Genomic DNA, 17,909 nt, shown 5'->3' on the forward strand with positions numbered 1-17,909 from the left:
TCAGATTGAAGCGAGCCAACTGAGAGAGAGCTGCCAGATTGCTACACAATTAAGCGGCGTAAAGCAGGGTATCATCTACGATGTCACAGCATCGTTCTCAATTTACTTAAGGGCACTGAGTTAAAAAGCTTTAGTTTATAAACTCACAAAATAAAAAACCCCGAACATAAGCTGTTCGGGGTTTTATATTTTATAACGCAATTATAAATTTATAATTAAGCGCTTAAAGGTTATCAGTTACGGTACGACTTAGCGTCATTTTGTAACCAGTATCCGTTGTTTCATCTTCTTCTAAGATTAATATGTAGTTACCTTCTTCGGTAAAGTCCATATCGCTTTGTTGAAGTAAAACAATTTGTTGGTCATTATCTTCAAATACCACATATACCGTGTATATTTCATTATCTACAACTTCTTCTTCTTGGTCGTAGATATTAACACCATCAACTACATTCGTTGCTTCATCAACTGTTTCACCGTCAAGCGTGAAGAAAACATCAACTTCAGCAACATCTTGACCTGCGTAAGTTTCAATTAAGTTAACAACAGTAACAGCATGGCTGTAGCTACTTGGTGTTAAGTTCTCTTCTACCGTCATCATACGAATGCCGTTATCTTGGTCATAGTAGAAGATACCTGCCGCACTTTGCTCACGCTCAAGTGTAATTAGGAAATTATCCGCTACTTTTTCTTCGCTTTCGTCGTACATTGCAACACTGTAGCTGTTTGGCGAAAGTGATAAATAATCGGTGTACTCATCGCTCTGCGTTGAATTTGTTTCAGTTACTGTATCACCACGTGTCACAGAAAAACTAATTGGAGAGTATTCATCCATTGTATTAATAAAGCGTAATTGACCTAATGCCGATTGGTGATTAAGTTCTGTTACAAAGTTGCTATCAGTAACTACATCAAGTGTAATACCGTCGCTTTCTGTTGCGTAGCTTGGACGAATTATTGCAACATAACTTGCATCATCATTGTAGTAAATTGATTCAGATTCAAACACAACATCAGTACTACCTGCTTCAGTAATATAAATTGTGTAATAACCTTCGTCTAATTCTTGTAGTTCAGGCTCACTTAAATATTGAGAAGAGCTAAATAATGTCGCAGTCTCAAATAAACCATCATCATTAGCTAAGTAAATGTCATATTCAGTGTTTTCATCTGTAATGTTGAAAAACCCTAAATTAAATTCATCTTCATCACTATCAATATCAATATCTAACTGAGTAAATGTCGGCTCATCAAAATCACCACTCATTACGATTAGCTGAGTTCTATCACCACGTATAGTAATGTCAGCTTCTTCGATAGTAATGTAACTATCGTTTGAATCTAGGTACTGATAACTTACTTCGTAATCGCCAGTACTGTAGTTATGACGAGTGGTTACATCTGCAAAATCGGCACCAGAACGCTCAGTTTCATCAACAAATAATCGTGTATAAGGACTATTGTAAGAACCATTGTATACTTGAATATAGCCAGTGTTACTAGAGCTATCGCTGCCAGAACATGCCGTCAGCATCGTTAAAATACTTAGAGGTAAAGCCGCTTTAAGCAGTGTATTTTTCATTTATTTTTCCCTTCTCATTAAAGTGCTTATTATGACTTTAAAAAAGAAAAAAAATTCCCTTTTTTACAAAGTATTGTCAGAATTTACACTTCTTTACATTGGTGTAAGAAATTGTAATTTTTGACATACATAATAAGCAAAAATTTCGCAAATCATATTTGTCCTGTAGTGTACTTTACAAAATAACTACATGCTACCCCTTGTGTACCTTCTCAATCGGGTATTACTGCTTATAGCAATAAAACAATTTTATATAAGCTGTTAGTAATATATAAAAAATTAACTTATGATCACCCCTATATATTTTGGTCAATAGTAATTTCATTTATGCCCAACTCTCGATTCATTCCCTTTAAAAAACAAGATATTATAAAAATATGCACCTTAGAACTTGCGATTGAAGAACACGCGTCATTTACTCAGCTTTGTCATTTACTTGCCAGTCTTGTCCATTATGACTATCACAGCACTCTTGAATCGTTGAAAAGTAATTACACTCCATTTGACCCAAATAACGATACACGCTCATTAACATCCTTATCAAATGATCAAAAAACTCAATGCCAACAGGCATTCGCAAAAGACTTTGCAAAAGTTCTCAATAGCGCAAACTTTGAACGTATCACTGATCAAGACTTGCAAGATGCATTAAACGAAGAGTCGCTGTTTAATGTGCGTTTAGCTGTTGAGTTTGATGACTTTGCTGAAGTGGTGTTTTACCGTCGCGGAGAATCACAAAAGACTGAAACTTTAAGCCGCTTATGGGGCCTGAGCAAAAAAAAGCTACATTTTACAAATTACGATCGCGTAGCTGTGTTTATTCGCTTTAAAGATCACGCTTATTTTGCCAACAAAGATCAAAAAAATATAACTTTTGAACCGGGTTCAACAATTGTTAAGTTATTTCAAAATGTCCCCAAAGCTGACTTAGAAATGCTATTCCCTAATAGCGAAGTACGCATGCGTCCTATTGATAAAGCAATTATTGCTTCATCGGCTATAGTGGGAGGCGCTATTGTTCTGATCACAAAGCTTGGGGCTTCGTTAGTCTTATTATTTGCAATGTTTGCATTTTGGGGAGGCTTGCGTGACGAGCACGTCACCATGACCCAACAACATTTTATAACCTTAGCAGTAGGAACCGGTGTTTTTGGCAGTTTTATTTTTAAAGAATGGAGTAAGTTTAAAAACCGAAAGATTAAATTTATGAAAGCATTAAGCGATAATCTGTACTTTAAAAACCTAGATAATAATGCCGGTGTTTTTCACACTCTCATTGATGCGGCCGAAGAAGAAGATATAAAAGAAGCAGTTATTGCCTATACTTTTTTACTAAAATCCAAAACGGGTTTAACTGCAGATGCTCTAGATAACCAAATAGAAAATTGGTTTAAAACCCAATACCACTGCAACCTTAATTTTGAAATAGCCGATGCAATAGATAAGCTAGTACGTATGCGCTTAATTTCTTGTACTAATAATATTTATACTGCACTGAGTATTGAGCACGCCAAAAATCGACTTGATGAGCATTGGGATAACTTATTTCAATACCATTAAAAGTTACTATTAATTTGACAAGCAATCACCTCTGGCGCATCTGAATTGGCTGGGTGATATCCCAACTGATTTTTTAAATCGCTTTGAAAAGTTAAAAATATTAGGATAGCCCACATAACTTGCAATATGCGCAATAGACCAAGAGGTACTTAATAATAGGTGTTGTGCTCTTATAATGCGTAAATATATTAACTGCTGCATTGGGCTTCTACCATATTGAGCCTGACATAAACGATGTAAATGAGGGGCTGAATAATGCACCTTTTCGCACATCACCTCTATTGTCCAGTCATACTGCAAACGAGCTTGTACCTGTTGAAACAAGTTAGTTATGCGTTGCGTGGCATCACTTTTAACTCTTTGTTCAAGTGTGGTAGATAAATAATGGCTAATAATAGGGATAACCCCATCTCGTAAGTCTGGGTTTTTCTCAACATACAGTATTTCCATTGCTAAATGTAAAGGAGTAAGTGATTGCTCATTTAGCACCAATGCGTGTGCTAATTGTAAATGCTGCCAACGCTTAGTATTTGCAAGGTTTAGCCATATTACATTCCATTGTTTGGATCTAATTTTTACCTCAAACGCCTGTTTTGCAGGAAGAATTAACAAGCTATTTTTTTCTAAGCGTTGTTTATTGTTCGCGGTAGTGACCTCGCCCTCCCCACTTAAAGTATAAAAAAGCGTATGTTCAACAGGGTGTGTGCGTGCAACGCAATAATCACCCGATAAATTTGAACATCCCGCTAACGCTATTTCTAATTTTGCCATATGCGCTAATACATTTGGATCAATAAACCGCTCTACACAACGAGGCCCTATAGTTAAAGTATTTTCAATATCATAATTCATAAAATGATAGTTTTGGATAAATAAAAAGAGAGCTTTAAGCATAACCTTAAGTGTCGTTATTAGCTATATTTAACACACTGTTATTGCTACACACACAATAGGAACATTATGCCATCACTACAACAAATCATTAGTCGGCGTGACTGGGAAAACCCGATATCTATTCAGGCAAACCAAATCAGAGCACACAGCCCATTAAATGGCTTTAAGACTTTCGAAGATGCATGCAATAATCGCCACGCACAAAAGCAAAGCTTAAATGGCTCATGGGATTTTAAATTATTTGATAAGCCTGAGTCGGTTGATGAGTCTTTGTTACAGTCATTAAGTGATGATTGGCAAAAAATTACGGTACCATCTAATTGGCAACTACAAGGCTTCGATAAGCCTATTTATTGTAATGTTAAATACCCATTTACAGTAAACCCACCTTTTGTGCCCAGTGACAACCCAACGGGATGTTATCGTACTGAATTTACTGTGAGCGAAGAACAGCTAGTACTGCGTAATCATATTATTTTTGAAGGAGTTAATTCAGCATTTCATTTATGGTGTAATGGTCAATGGGTCGGCTATTCACAAGACAGCCGTCTGCCAAGCGAGTTTGATTTAAGCCACCTTTTACGTTTAGGGACCAATCAACTCGCGGTAATGGTGATCCGTTGGAGCGACGGCAGCTATTTAGAAGATCAAGATATGTGGTGGTTAAGTGGTATTTTTCGTGATGTAAACTTGCTAACTAAACCACGCTATCAAATACGTGATGTATTTATCACTCCCGATTTAGATGCTTGCTACAACGATGCTACATTAAGCATTAAAACCGCTATTGATGCCCCGAGTAACTACCAAATCGAAATACAGTTATTTGACAATGAAATACCGATTGGCTCACCTCAAATTCAAAGTAGCAATAACAAGCGTGTAGATGAAAAAGGGGGCTGGGATGATGTGGTTTTTCATACTATAGCGGTAACAAACCCTCACAAGTGGAGTGCTGAAACCCCCTATTTATATCGCTGTATTGTTAGCTTACTCGATGAGCAAGGTAATACTGTTGATGTCGAAGCCTACAATATTGGTTTTAGAAAAGTAGAAATAATCAATAATCAATTATGCCTCAATGGTATGCCATTACTTATTCGAGGAGTTAATCGACACGAGCACCATCCAGAAAATGGCCATACTGTAAGCACCGCCGATATGATTGAAGATATTAAGCTTATGAAGCAAAATAACTTTAATGCAGTACGTACTGCTCACTACCCTAACCATCCTCGTTTTTACGAGCTATGCGACGAGCTAGGTTTATACGTAGTAGATGAAGCCAACATAGAAACCCATGGCATGTTTCCTATGGGGCGCTTAGCAAGCGACCCGCAGTGGGCTGGTGCGTTTATGTCTCGATACACACAAATGGTTGAACGCGATAAAAACCATGCTTCAATTATTATTTGGTCTTTAGGCAATGAGTGTGGTTATGGCCCGAATCACGATGCTATGTATAGTTGGTCTAAGAGCGTCGATCCTTCTCGCCCTGTTCAATACGAAGGAGGAGGAGCCAATACCAGTGCAACCGATATAATCTGCCCTATGTATGCCCGTGTAGATAGCGATGTACAAGATGATGCGGTGCCAAAATACGCGATTAAAAAGTGGCTAAGTTTACCCGGTGAAACACGCCCTCTTATTTTATGCGAATACGCACATGCAATGGGAAATAGCTTGGGGAGTTTTAGTGATTACTGGCAAGCATTTAGAGATTACCCTCGCTTACAAGGTGGATTTATTTGGGACTGGGTAGATCAAGGTTTATCTAAAGTGGATGAACATGGCCAACATTACTGGGCCTATGGAGGGGATTTTGGTGATGAGCTAAACGATCGTCAATTTTGTATTAATGGATTATTATTTCCAGATCGCACACCCCATCCAAGTTTATATGAAGCTAAATATAACCAACAGCATTTGCAATTTAGTTTACTTGAACAAGAAAAAAACAAATATAAAGTTCAAGTTACGAGTGATTACTTATTTAAGAGCACCAATAACGAAAAGCTCGTTTGGCAACTATTAAAAAATGGTCAATGTATAGAGCAAGGTGAGTTCACTCTGATTGTTGAACCACAAAGCAACACGGTTATTAATATTGCAACACACAGTGAATTTACCCAAGGCGCGCAATATCATTTAAATATAGATGTACAACTTATCAATGATAATGCATTCGCCGAGGCTGGGTATGTAACTGATACAGCGCAGTTTAAATTAGCAAATGCACTGAGTTTAATACCCTTTAGTACAGATAAACACGCAACAGCCTCAGCTTTGAGTGTTGTGAAAAATGAATTTAAAATCAGTGTTTCAGGTCATCATTTCAGTTTTGTTTTCAATCAAGATACAGGGCTACTAACACATTGGTTAAAAGACGACATAAACGTACTTGCGACCCCACTCATCGATAACTTTTATCGAGCACCACTTGATAACGATATTGGGATTAGTGAAGTAGATAATCTTGACCCTAATGCATGGCAAGCGCGTTGGTTACGCGCAGGTGTGGGTCAATGGCAACGTCATTGTGAAAATATACACTGCGTACATTCAGACCAAGATGTCCGTATTAATGTCATGTTTAACTATCAATACAATGACGCATTACAAGCACGCACACAATGGCAATATATTATAAATAATCAGGGTGATATTAACTTACAAATCGATGTGCAATTAAATGAGAGTTTGCCGCCGTTACCACGAATAGGCATTAGCACAACCGTCAATAAGCACTCTGATAATTTATTAAATTGGCTGGGTTTAGGGCCATTTGAAAACTACCCTGATCGCAAGTCGGCTGCACGTATAGGTTATTACAGTATGGCAATAAATCAGCTCCATACGCCATATATTTTCCCTACAGATAACGGTTTGCGTAGTGACTGCCAATATTTAAATGTGAATAATCTAACTATCACCGGGGAGTTTGCTTTTGCCGCCAGCCAGTATTCGCAAGCTATGTTAACTCGGGCAAAACACACAAACGAATTAATGGCCGATAACACTATTCATTTACACATTGATCATTTACATATGGGAATTGGGGGCGATGATTCGTGGAGTCCAAGTACGCATAAAGCGTTTTTAATAGAGAAAAAACATTTTAGCTATTCACTTAAACTTTTAGCTAAATAAAGATAAAGCCGCAATTATTTGCGGCTTTATCATTAATAGTTCGATGAACTTTATACTATCGCTTGTTCTAAAATTTCACGACTTTCTTTGAGAGTGATTGCTTGATGCTCGCCTAAAGCAACCATGCCATGAGCTTCAAGTTTAGCAATAATATTATCTACCGCAGCGGCTTTATTTCCACCATGCTCGGTTAAGGTCGTGGCCACATCAAGGCTGTGGTAAAACGCTTCAATTGCTTGAATTGTTTGCTCTGCTAAATCATCTGATTGCACAAGACCAAAGACGTTTTTACCCATTTGCTCTAGCTTTGCTTTTTTCACTGCAAATTGATTACGTAGTAACGAAGGCTGCACAATAGCCAGAGAACGCGCATGATCAACACCATATGCAGCCGTTAACTCATGCCCAATCATATGCGTAGCCCAATCTTGCGTTACGCCCGAGCCAATTAAGCCATTTAACGCCTGATTAGCCGCCCACATTAAATTAGCGCGCCATGCATCATCTTGATGATTAAAGTTGTCGCCTAATGTTTTCAACGTTCTTAATAATGCTTCAGCATAACCTTCTTGTACTAATGCGGTTTCAGGGAAAGTTAAATACTGCTCACAAGTATGTACCCACGCATCCACCAGCCCATTCACTAATTGACGTTGTGGTAAGGTTTTCATTACATCAGGGTCCATAATCGCAAACTGTGGTAAAACGGCAGGCGAAGCAAACGGTAATTTTTGCTTTGTCGCCTCTTTACTTACTACTGAATTTTGATTTGATTCAGAGCCTGTCGCTGGTAAGGTTAATACAGCCCCAAGAGGCAATGCATTGGTAATCGTATGCTTTCCTGTAGGAATATCCCAGCCCTCACCATCATATACTGCACTAGCGGCTATATATTTAACACCATCAATCACCGAGCCTCCTCCAACGCCTAAAACAAAATCAACATTTTGTTCTTTACAGATTTTTACTGCTTGATCGAGTACTTCAATAGTCGGGTTTGCACCAACGCCTGAGAATTCCAACCACTCAAAATTTTCAAGAGCAGCAACTACTTGGTCATACACACCATTTTTTTTAATCGAACCACCGCCATATACCACAAGCACTTTTTTGTCCTTGTCGATAAGGTCGCTCAATGCGGCAATTTGTTGTTGGCCAAATTGAATTTTTGTTGGGTTTACGTAGCTAAATTTCATTATTTTGCTCCTAAGTGACGGTTTATATGCTGTGCTATCTATGCTGATAACGCACAAGTTTTAAAAGTGAAGCCTTAACTATAATGATAAACATATAGTTAGCCCGACCAATACATGCATATTACCGGCATAATCACACCATATAAAGCAACAAAAACAGCAAAACCTTGCCTAAAACTATCAGCATTGCTAAATTATAAAAACCATAAAGAAGATTGATGACTTAATGAACACGATCGCCAGCTTGCTACAACACTATGCAGAAAAAAATAATTTACTCGAATTTGAAGGCACAATGGAAACGGCTATCTCAGGGGTATATTTTCATAGAGCCAGTAAAAGCTCACCACGCCAACCTCTTATTTATAATTCAGGGATTATCATTGTTGGCCAAGGACATAAAGTAATTCATTTTGCAGATCATTATATTAAATATGGTGCGGGTGATTATCTAGTTTTAGGCGTGCCTGTACCACTAGAGTGTGAAGCATTTACTGATAATAATTTACCCGTAATGGGCATTGCGATCAGTATAAATCCGGCCATGTTACATACATTAGTCAATAAGATGATGCAGCATAAAATTGTGAAATTGTCACAATCAAAATTACAAGTAACGGCGGTACAATCAGCCTCATTAGATACCACAATGGAGCAGATAACTATACGATTATTGCATACTTTAAATAATCCACTTGAGGCAGAGCTATTTGGCGAAGATATTATAAAAGAATTAGTTTACAGAGTGATTTGTGGTCCACAAGGCAGTACTTTAATTGGACTAGCACTGCATGATGGGCATTATGCACGTATTGCTCGAAGCCTTTCAACAATACATAATTGTTATTCACAACCAATAACAGTTGAAGCTCTCGCTGACGATGTCAATATGAGTGTCTCTTCATTTCATCGCGCCTTTAAGCATGTCACTTATGAATCGCCTTTGCAGTATTTAAAAAAACTCCGCCTAGCAAAAGCAAAAGAACTCATTAGTAGCCGAGGTAATAAAGCAAGTGAGGCGGCTTTAAAGGTTGGTTACACTAGCGCGTCTCAGTTTAGCAGAGAGTTTAAACGCCACTTTAATAAAGTCCCTAGTGAGTATTTGATTTGAGAGGTTCGTTAACTCGGTTTTTCCGAATGGCTTCTAATTTATTTAATGTTAATTCAATATCTGGGTTATTTAAAAAATCGGCAAATACAATAATACTTTTGCCAGCCATGTCTACACGCGCATCACGGTCAAAATAATTAACGGTACCCGCGGCCTGTTGATGCATTACATAGCTAATATCTAATATTTCGCTTCCACCTTGCTTTGCATGTATATTTGCTGAGAGTGTACCAACCGACTTATTTAGTGTTTGCTGAAAGTTAGCGCTGGCAAGGAAATTCATAAAACGCTCTATTTTATTATCAAGCTTAGTGTAATAAGGCACAATAAACACATCTAAAGGTGCATCTTCATATATGCCAACATCTTGCTTAATTATAGGAAAGCGAAAAAAACCAAAATCGGATTGTAGCTCTTCAGGAATACGGCCATTGAGAAATGTGCCCATTAAGGTCATTGCTGCTTGTTTTCTAAATAACTTATACATGGCTTCATCCCACATTAGCAACTGTGGTTTTTCATTGAAAAAGCCTTTATCTATTAATGTTTTCCAATATGTAAATACATCGCGCACTCGGCTATCTGTAAAAGCGATTTCACCATTTAACAACTGATGATGAAACTCTAAGCCATTAATCCGTAAATTCAAATAGTCAAACCAACCCGCAGCAGGCCAATGATTACGAGTCCCTATCGTTAATGCAGTTATATGATTATTTTTTAATACCTGAGATAATTCAACAAACTCACGCCATGTCTTAGGCTCTTGCAAGTTATATTTTTTAAATAGTGATTTTCGATAATAAATACCCCAGTAATAATAAGCTACAGGGATCGCATATACATGCTGTTGCCACATAATTGCCGACTTAGTATTAGAGCTAAATTGAGAATCTAAATTATGTGTACGCCATACTTTATCAATGGCTTGTACTTTACCCGAGCGTACATAATGTATTAAACGCTCTCCTGCTTGCCAATTAAGTATATCCGGACCATGGCCTTGCTCTAGCCATTTTGATACTGCTTTTTTATATTCGGCATCGGTATAAAGCGTATAAGAAATATCAATATCGGGTTGCGTATTAGCAAATTCATTAAGAAGCGAAGTCAGTAACAACCGTTGATTGGCACTGGCAACTAAAATGGCTACATCGAGCTTTTCTGATGCTATGCAATTAAGAGTAAACATAAAGGAAAGCAGCATAGCGCTTAAAATGGGTAACTTTTTTCGCATCAAAAACCTTCATTTTTATTCTTGTTAATTAATCATAGTCAATCAAACAAAAACTGTAAAAACCATATTACTAATAAATCAACTTTAGAGTCGCTAAAAATAAAAAGCCCTTACAATTATTAAAAATGGTAAAGGCTTGAACGTAGTTTAGCGTTTATTTTTTAACCCACTTGCCATTTATCTCTACATAGTGACCCGATTTAGTTTTTTTCACCGTTTTAGCTGCGGCTAATGCCTCTACCTGTGTCAGAGATAAGTTATTTTTTTTCGCCAATTTTAAATATTGCGCTTTTCTTTTTGCATTTATTTTACTAACCAGCGCTTTTGCTTCGCTATTTTGCTGTACTAAGCCTAAATATCCTGAACTATCCTCTCCGACTAAACCTTGATTTTTTGCTGAGTCTAAGGTTATTGCCCATGCTGAAAATGAGAAACAAATTGCAGTAAGTAATGTTGTTATAGAAAGTGTATTTTTCATCGTTATTGCGCTCCTAAAATAATTCACTATCATCACCAAACAAGTCATCAAGCTCTTTATCAACTTTAACTCGAATTTCGTGATCTACTTTTACATTTAAATTAATTGTTATTGGCTCTTTTGTTGCAACCTCAACGCGATGAGTACAAGCCGATATACTACTTAGCCCCATCAGTATTAATAGCGCTTTAATCAATTGCGATTTATTCATCATTCATCTCCTTTTTTGAATATTGCTGCTCAACTTTTTGAGTTATTTCATCACTGAGCCTTAATGCACGAAGTAATGTAAAAATATTTTCTTCATGATTATAGTTAAAATTAACTTGTTGTTGTTGCGCTTCGTTATAGCCTTGCAATTTCACACCTAAATTTAACCAACCATCGGGCTTTAGTGCAACACTGCTATTAATCGTTTCAATATCTAAGTTAGTTAGTAAGCTCAATACCGGCTGCAATTCTTGTTGCTGACTCATAACCGCATCAAATGCTTCATTATCAGTTATAAGCAACTTTCCTGCTCCTTGATTTGATAAATTACCGGCAATAATTTCAACCCCCTGTTCATTAAAGTGAATAGGAAGCACTCCTTTGACCTTACCTGTAATACTAATCCCAGACTTATCATCTAAGCTAGCCACCTCACTCATATCAATACTATTGAATACCACATGACTGATTTGTTGCGGTTTATTGATACTGAAATTGTCTACCTTAAAATCGCCAGAAAAAACCTCGCCCGTTAAGTGCTCAATACTCATATTATTATCAATAACCTTAACCTGCCCCAATAAGTTAGTTAATACCGCTCCGGCTCTAAACTCGCTAACGGTAAACTTAGTGGGTTCTACATTAAGTTGCCCTGAATTGTAACGTGCAAACAAAGTGGTACTTAGTTGTGATAATAAATAATCATTATAAAGCGCACTAACCTGAGTAACCTCTACATTACCCTGTGCGTGTTGTAATAAGGCATCCCCACTAATACGCCCCGAAAACTCTCCTTCGGTAAAACTTGCTAATGGTTCAAATTGCCCTAATAACGCATTAAGTTTAACGGTGTTTTGCTGTGGTAATATTACGTCAAAACTATTTTCTGTTGCCGATATATGTTGCGTAGCAGCAAATTCAATTCCACTCACCACACCATAATGAGAGGCTTTTAACGCTCTACTTTGGAGCCCTTGTGAAGTAATGTTAATATTATTTAAGGTAAGTTGTGGCGAATAAATATTGTGTATTTGAGTACTTGCCGTTATTTCAGCAAATAACTCACCTGGCGCAAGATTGCTCTTTAAAGAGGTATTATTATGTATTTCGTTAAAACTATAATCTTCATAACTAAGCGTTGCAATATCATTGCTTAATTGCAGCACAATATCATTATTTGAATGCATAGAAAAAGCTAAAGTTCCCTTATAATTTGAAACATTAATTGGTGAAAAATCAGCATTTTCGAATGAAATTGTCGCCTCGCCTTTATTGCCTTCTTTATAAGGTGTTAGTAAAGACAGCGCAACATTCCCCTGTAAATTAAGGTTTGTAACCGCCACAGGCATAAACGCAGGTAAGCTTGCACTCTTAAGCTGGTAACTACCGGTTAACTGGCTATTTTCAATACCACCTGTAATACTGACTGTATCGTGCTTTTCGTTAGATAAAAGTGCATTAAACTCTAAGTTATTGCTCGCTAGGGGGTCGGCTATGTCCAATTGTATGTCGCTAACACTAATATTATTTTTATCCTCACTACTTAGTGTTAATTTACCCAACGTAAGAATGTTGTTACGCAATGCGATTGTAGGCGAAAACTGTACTTGCCACTGCTTAGGTAATTGCTCAAAGGCAAATTCGGTGTAGTTGTTACCAGTAAATTGTTGCTTACATTCAGGGGCAATGGTTACCTTATTGGTTAATTGGCTTATATCTAAATCAATGCCTTGAGTATTAACATTATAATGCGCCGCGAGCGTACCTACACTATTAAATAAAAGCTCACATGGGGTTAATATAGCGTTATAACGTGCACTTAAACTTCCTTGCAAAGTTGCTGTTACGCCATTAAAACGCAATATGGGCTGTGTGTTAAACACTAAACCTTGCACTAATTTTTCATCAATAGTAGTAAAGCGTTTTAAATGACTATCCGTTATTTGTAACTCTGCCGTAATTGCATTATCTGCTAAGTATACATTTGCCTTAACATCACCATCGACATGTAATTGATTTAGTTTATTTTCGTTAATGCTCAATTTAATTGGCTGTTTTAAAAAATCGCTGTTTACGTGTAACTCGTTAATGACAAGTAACGGCCTCGTTTTTGGTAGCGCTAAATTAAGTGGTTGAGCATTACTATTCGTGGGTTCTTCATTACTCGCTTTATTAATCGTAAGAAAGGCATTATTAATAGTAATTTTTTGGCTATTTACCGTCACATTTTTAACAATTAATTGCTGGTTATTATAGCGAAGGCAAGCTTGGTTAATGTGGAGATCTAATTTTTTACTAAGAGAAAAGTCTAAACAGCTGAGCTCTACACCTGCTTTATCTAACTGCGGCGCAACAGCCCACTGCACGATAGGCATACGAAAAATATAAGCACATAATAAAGCGCTCAATATAACAAAGATAATATAACTAACTTGTTTAACCATTTTATCCTTCTGTGATCGTTGCTCAGTTAATAAACGTTGCAATTAGCGGTTTCCATTCATGGCATGAAACATCATAAACAAAAAAGGCTGCACAATGCAGCCTTTTATTTTACAGCTAGAAAATGAATCTAGCTTGTATCAGAGTAAACAACCTACCCGATATTTTTACGTGCGTTACGGAACATGCGCATCCAAGGGCTATCTTCACTCCACTCATCAGGGTGCCAAGAGTTAGCAACTGTACGAAATACACGTTCAGGGTGCGGCATCATAACTGTTGCACGGCCATCGGTAGAGGTCATACCGGTAATACCTTCTGGCGAACCATTCGGATTAGCAGGGTATTGCGTTGTTGGGTTACCGTAGTTATCGACAAACTTAACCGCAACGGTGCCACTTTCAAGCGCGGCTTGAGTTGCTGCATCATTTACAAATTCAGCATGGCCTTCACCATGAGATACCGCAATTGGCATACGCGAACCGGCCATACCTTTAAAGAACACCGACGGGCTTTCTTGTATTTCAACTAAGCTAAAGCGTGCTTCAAAACGCTCAGACTTATTCGTTACAAAACGCGGCCAATGTTCAGTACCCGGAATTAACTCTTTAAGCGTTGATAACATTTGACAGCCATTACAGACACCTAAACTAAAGGTGTCTTCACGGTGGAAGAAGTTTTTAAACTGTTCGCGTGCCATATCATTAAACAATATAGACTTAGCCCAACCTTCGCCAGCACCTAATACGTCACCGTAAGAGAAGCCACCACACGCCACTAAGCCTTTAAACTGCTCAAGGGTTAAACGCCCTTCGAGTATATCGCTCATGTGCACGTCAACAGCAGCAAAACCAGCACGGTTAAACGCCGCAGCCATTTCTAGGTGCGAGTTAACACCTTGCTCACGTAAAATAGCCATTTGTGGTTTAGCGCCCGTTGCAATGTATGGCGCAGCTATATCTTCGTTTAAATCAAAGTTAAGTTTTACATTTAAACCAGGATCTTTCGCATCAAACTTGGCATCAAACTCTTGTTTAGCACACTCAGGGTTATCACGACGTGCTTGCATTTGGTACGTTGTTTCGGCCCAAATAGTACGCAACTCAGTACGAGTATGATTAAGTACAGTTTGCTCACCACGGTTAAATACAATGCTATCATCGCTATTAAGCGAGCCAATCACGTGGCTAATTGCGGCTACACCGTGCTGTTCAAACACTGAGTTTACAGCCTCTAAATCGCTGTTAGCCACTTGAATTACCGCACCTAGCTCTTCATTATAAAGCGCTTCTAAGTCTGAACCGGTTAAACCAGCAAGGTCTACAGTTACACCTGTGTGCCCTGCAAACGCCATTTCAGTTACGGTAGTAAATAAACCACCGTCTGAGCGGTCATGATAAGCAAGTAACTTGCTATCAGCGACAAGCGCTTGCATCGCATTGTAAAAACCTTTTAATAACTCTGGGCTATCTACATCAGGCGTTACATCACCTAACTGCTTGTAAACTTGCGCAAGGCTTGATGCGCCCAGTCGGTTTTTACCCGCGCCCAAATCAACTAATATCAGTGAGGTATCACCCTGATCTGTACGTAATTGAGGGGTGACTGTTTTACGTACATCATCAACACGACCAAATGCCGTAATAATAAGAGATAACGGAGAGGTTACTGATTGCTCAGCAGTATCATCTTCATTTTTCCATGTCGTTTTCATCGACATAGAATCTTTACCAACCGGGATAGTTAAACCAAGCGCCGGACAAAGCTCTTCACCGACCGCCTTTACAGCCTCATAAAGACCCGCGTCTTCACCTGGGTGACCCGCAGCTGCCATCCAGTTTGCCGATAGCTTAATATTTTCAAGGCTACCAATATTAGCACACGCTATATTAGTTAATGACTCAGCCACGGCTAAACGCGCCGATGCCCCATAGTTTAATAGTGCAGCTGGAGTACGCTCACCTAACGACATAGCTTCACCATGGTAGGTGTCGTAAGTAGCAGCAGTAACGGCACAGTTAGCAACAGGTACTTGCCAAGGACCAACCATTTGGTCACGTGCAACTAATCCTGTTACTGAGCGGTCGCCAATGGTAATTAAGAATGTTTTTTCAGCAATTGTCGGTAAGCGTAATAAACGCTGCGCGGCATCAGCAACATCAATAGCACTTGCATCAATGGCAGTCCCGGTGACTTGTTGAGATGCAACATCGCGGTGCATTTTAGGCGCTTTACCTAACAATACATCTAGCGGTAAATCAACCGGATTATTATCAAAATGGCTATCTGCTACGGTTAAATGAGGCTCAGCGGTTGCTTCACCAATCACAGCATATTGTGCACGTTCACGCTTACAAATTGCTTCAAAACGGTCAAAGTCTTCAATACCGACAGCAAGTACATAACGTTCTTGTGATTCATTACACCAGATTTCATGTGGTGCCATGCCTGGCTCATCGTTAGGAATATCGCGTAGTTGGAATTTACCACCTCGGCCACCATCGTTTACCAGTTCAGGGAATGCATTTGATAGCCCCCCAGCACCTACATCATGAATAAACGCAATGGGGTTTTCATCACCTAGCTGCCAACATTTGTCGATGACTTCTTGGCAACGACGTTCCATTTCAGGGTTTTCACGTTGTACCGAGGCAAAATCTAGATCTTCGTTTGATTGACCCGATGCCATGCTTGATGCTGCACCACCGCCTAATCCAATGTTCATAGCAGGGCCACCTAGCGCAATAAGTTTTGCGCCTACCGGAATATCACCTTTTTGAACATGATCAGCACGAATATTACCTAAACCACCAGCAAGCATAATGGGCTTGTGGTAACCACGCACTTCTTCGCCGTTATGGCTTGTAACTTTTTCTTCGTATGTACGAAAGTAACCTAACAAGTTAGGACGGCCAAACTCGTTATTAAATGCCGCACCACCTAATGGGCCATCCATCATAATATCAAGAGCGTTAACGATACGCCCTGGCTTACCAAAGTCACTTTCCCATGGTTGCTCATAACCAGGAATACGTAAGTTAGAAACGGTAAAGCCAACCAAACCCGCTTTAGGTTTAGAGCCTCGGCCTGTTGCACCTTCATCACGAATTTCACCACCTGAGCCTGTAGCCGCACCTGAAAATGGCGCAATCGCTGTTGGGTGGTTGTGCGTTTCTACCTTCATTAGTATTTCGATGTCTTCTTGATGATACGCATATTCACCTTGCTCATTAGGGAAGAAGCGCCCTGCTTTTGAGCCTTTCATTACTGCGGCATTGTCTTTGTACGCCGACAATACATTTTCAGGATTATGCTCAAACGTATTTTTGATCATTTTAAACAGCGATTTAGGCTGTTCAATGCCGTCAATTGTCCAGTCAGCATTAAATATTTTATGACGACAATGCTCTGAGTTTGCCTGTGCAAACATAAACAGTTCAATGTCGTTCGGGTTACGACCTAGTTTAATAAAGTTTTCAACTAAGTAGTCAATTTCATCATCAGCAAGCGCAAAACCTTGCTCAACATTTGCTACAGCTAATGCTTCACGCCCACCACCTAAAATATCAACTGATGACATTTCACGTGGAGAATCATTACGAAACAGCTGTGCTGCTGCTTCAAGCTCAGTATGAGTTGCTTCAGTCATACGATCGTGTAATAGCGCTGTTACTTGAGCTAATTGCTCTGCACTTAATGCACCTTCTATATAATAAGCAATACCGCGCTCCACACGATGTACCTGTTTAAGGGAGCAGTTGTGTGCTATATCGGTTGCTTTAGATGCCCAAGGCGAAATGGTACCTGGGCGAGGCGTAACAAGTATTAATGTGCCAGCTGGGGTATGCTCGGCAATAGTCGGACCGTAAGTTAATAGCTTTTCAAGCTTACCTTTTTCGGCGTCGCTCAAAGGTGCTGTTAAATCAGCAAAATGAGCATACTCGGCATATACGTTAGTGACTGGAAGTTGCGATTGCTTGCAACGCGCTAAAATTTTATTAACTCTGAACTCTGAAAGTGCTGGTGCACCACGAAGGATCAACATAAGT

11 protein-coding genes are annotated in these 17,909 nt (G+C 38.8%); 3 read left to right on the plus strand and 8 right to left on the minus strand.

Annotated features, from left to right (window positions below):
• Positions 1-223: 223 nt before the first annotated feature.
• On the minus strand, positions 224-1,582 hold the full coding sequence (locus J8L70_RS02895; protein ID WP_211053964.1) for a hypothetical protein: 1,359 nt from the start codon (positions 1,580-1,582) through the stop codon (positions 224-226).
• Between the two features lie 327 nt (positions 1,583-1,909).
• Between J8L70_RS02895 and J8L70_RS02900 the strand changes: the two genes are divergently transcribed.
• Positions 1,910-3,142, plus strand: a complete 1,233-nt coding sequence (locus tag J8L70_RS02900; protein WP_211053965.1) for a TMEM143 family protein — start codon at positions 1,910-1,912, stop codon at positions 3,140-3,142.
• Positions 3,143-3,151: 9 nt separating this feature from the next.
• Here J8L70_RS02900 and J8L70_RS02905 read toward each other — a convergent pair whose 3' ends face one another.
• Positions 3,152-3,994 (minus strand): AraC family transcriptional regulator, encoded by an 843-nt coding sequence (locus J8L70_RS02905; RefSeq protein ID WP_211053966.1) that lies wholly within the window; start codon positions 3,992-3,994, stop codon positions 3,152-3,154.
• A 108-nt stretch (positions 3,995-4,102) separates the two neighbouring features.
• Here J8L70_RS02905 and J8L70_RS02910 point away from each other — a divergent pair, with 108 nt between their 5' ends.
• The gene (locus tag J8L70_RS02910; RefSeq protein WP_211053967.1) at positions 4,103-7,186 is read left to right on the plus strand and encodes a beta-galactosidase; all 3,084 of its coding nucleotides are present in this window, start codon (positions 4,103-4,105) and stop codon (positions 7,184-7,186) included.
• 50 nt (positions 7,187-7,236) lie between these two features.
• Here the strand turns inward: J8L70_RS02910 and J8L70_RS02915 are convergent, their stop codons facing one another.
• Positions 7,237-8,382 carry an iron-containing alcohol dehydrogenase gene (locus J8L70_RS02915; protein WP_211053968.1) on the minus strand — a complete coding sequence of 382 codons (1,146 nt, stop codon included), beginning with the start codon at positions 8,380-8,382 and terminating at the stop codon, positions 7,237-7,239.
• 226 nt (positions 8,383-8,608) lie between these two features.
• On the opposite strand from J8L70_RS02915, the gene J8L70_RS02920 reads away from it, so the two are divergent.
• Positions 8,609-9,493, plus strand: coding sequence for an AraC family transcriptional regulator (locus J8L70_RS02920; protein ID WP_211053969.1), 885 nt, complete (start codon positions 8,609-8,611; stop codon positions 9,491-9,493).
• On the opposite strand, the gene J8L70_RS02925 is transcribed toward J8L70_RS02920, so the two are convergent.
• The 5 genes from J8L70_RS02925 to purL all read right to left on the minus strand — a co-directional run bounded on the left by J8L70_RS02925 (position 9,474) and on the right by purL (position 17,905).
• The gene (locus J8L70_RS02925; protein ID WP_211053970.1) at positions 9,474-10,730 is read right to left on the minus strand and encodes an ABC transporter substrate-binding protein; all 1,257 of its coding nucleotides are present in this window, start codon (positions 10,728-10,730) and stop codon (positions 9,474-9,476) included. The two genes, J8L70_RS02920 and J8L70_RS02925, sit on opposite strands and share 20 nt — an antisense overlap.
• Before the next feature lie 154 nt (positions 10,731-10,884).
• Entirely contained in the window at positions 10,885-11,208 is a 324-nt protein-coding gene (locus tag J8L70_RS02930; protein WP_211053971.1) for a YdbL family protein, read from the minus strand.
• Positions 11,209-11,221: 13 nt separating this feature from the next.
• A complete protein-coding gene (locus tag J8L70_RS02935) occupies positions 11,222-11,419 on the minus strand; it encodes a YnbE family lipoprotein (RefSeq protein WP_211053999.1) in 198 nt (65 codons plus the stop codon).
• Entirely contained in the window at positions 11,412-13,862 is a 2,451-nt protein-coding gene (locus tag J8L70_RS02940; protein ID WP_211053972.1) for a YdbH domain-containing protein, read from the minus strand. Before J8L70_RS02940 ends, J8L70_RS02935 begins: the two co-directional genes overlap by 8 nt.
• Before the next feature lie 152 nt (positions 13,863-14,014).
• Positions 14,015-17,905 carry a phosphoribosylformylglycinamidine synthase gene (gene purL, locus J8L70_RS02945; RefSeq protein ID WP_211053973.1) on the minus strand — a complete coding sequence of 1,297 codons (3,891 nt, stop codon included), beginning with the start codon at positions 17,903-17,905 and terminating at the stop codon, positions 14,015-14,017.
• Positions 17,906-17,909 lie beyond the last annotated feature (4 nt).

It is taken from the genome of Pseudoalteromonas sp. MMG010 (assembly GCF_018100905.1).
Lineage (GTDB): Bacteria > Pseudomonadota > Gammaproteobacteria > Enterobacterales > Alteromonadaceae > Pseudoalteromonas.

Coding starts and splice junctions, on each gene's coding strand:
- J8L70_RS02895 (WP_211053964.1), bottom strand. CDS start 1,582: ATGAAAAATACACTGCTTAAAGCGGCTTTACCTCTAAGTATTTTAACG.
- J8L70_RS02900 (WP_211053965.1), top strand. CDS start 1,910: ATGCCCAACTCTCGATTCATTCCCTTTAAAAAACAAGATATTATAAAA.
- J8L70_RS02905 (WP_211053966.1), bottom strand. CDS start 3,994: ATGAATTATGATATTGAAAATACTTTAACTATAGGGCCTCGTTGTGTA.
- J8L70_RS02910 (WP_211053967.1), top strand. CDS start 4,103: ATGCCATCACTACAACAAATCATTAGTCGGCGTGACTGGGAAAACCCG.
- J8L70_RS02915 (WP_211053968.1), bottom strand. CDS start 8,382: ATGAAATTTAGCTACGTAAACCCAACAAAAATTCAATTTGGCCAACAA.
- J8L70_RS02920 (WP_211053969.1), top strand. CDS start 8,609: ATGAACACGATCGCCAGCTTGCTACAACACTATGCAGAAAAAAATAAT.
- J8L70_RS02925 (WP_211053970.1), bottom strand. CDS start 10,730: ATGCGAAAAAAGTTACCCATTTTAAGCGCTATGCTGCTTTCCTTTATG.
- J8L70_RS02930 (WP_211053971.1), bottom strand. CDS start 11,208: ATGAAAAATACACTTTCTATAACAACATTACTTACTGCAATTTGTTTC.
- J8L70_RS02935 (WP_211053999.1), bottom strand. CDS start 11,419: ATGAATAAATCGCAATTGATTAAAGCGCTATTAATACTGATGGGGCTA.
- J8L70_RS02940 (WP_211053972.1), bottom strand. CDS start 13,862: ATGGTTAAACAAGTTAGTTATATTATCTTTGTTATATTGAGCGCTTTA.
- purL (WP_211053973.1), bottom strand. CDS start 17,905: ATGTTGATCCTTCGTGGTGCACCAGCACTTTCAGAGTTCAGAGTTAAT.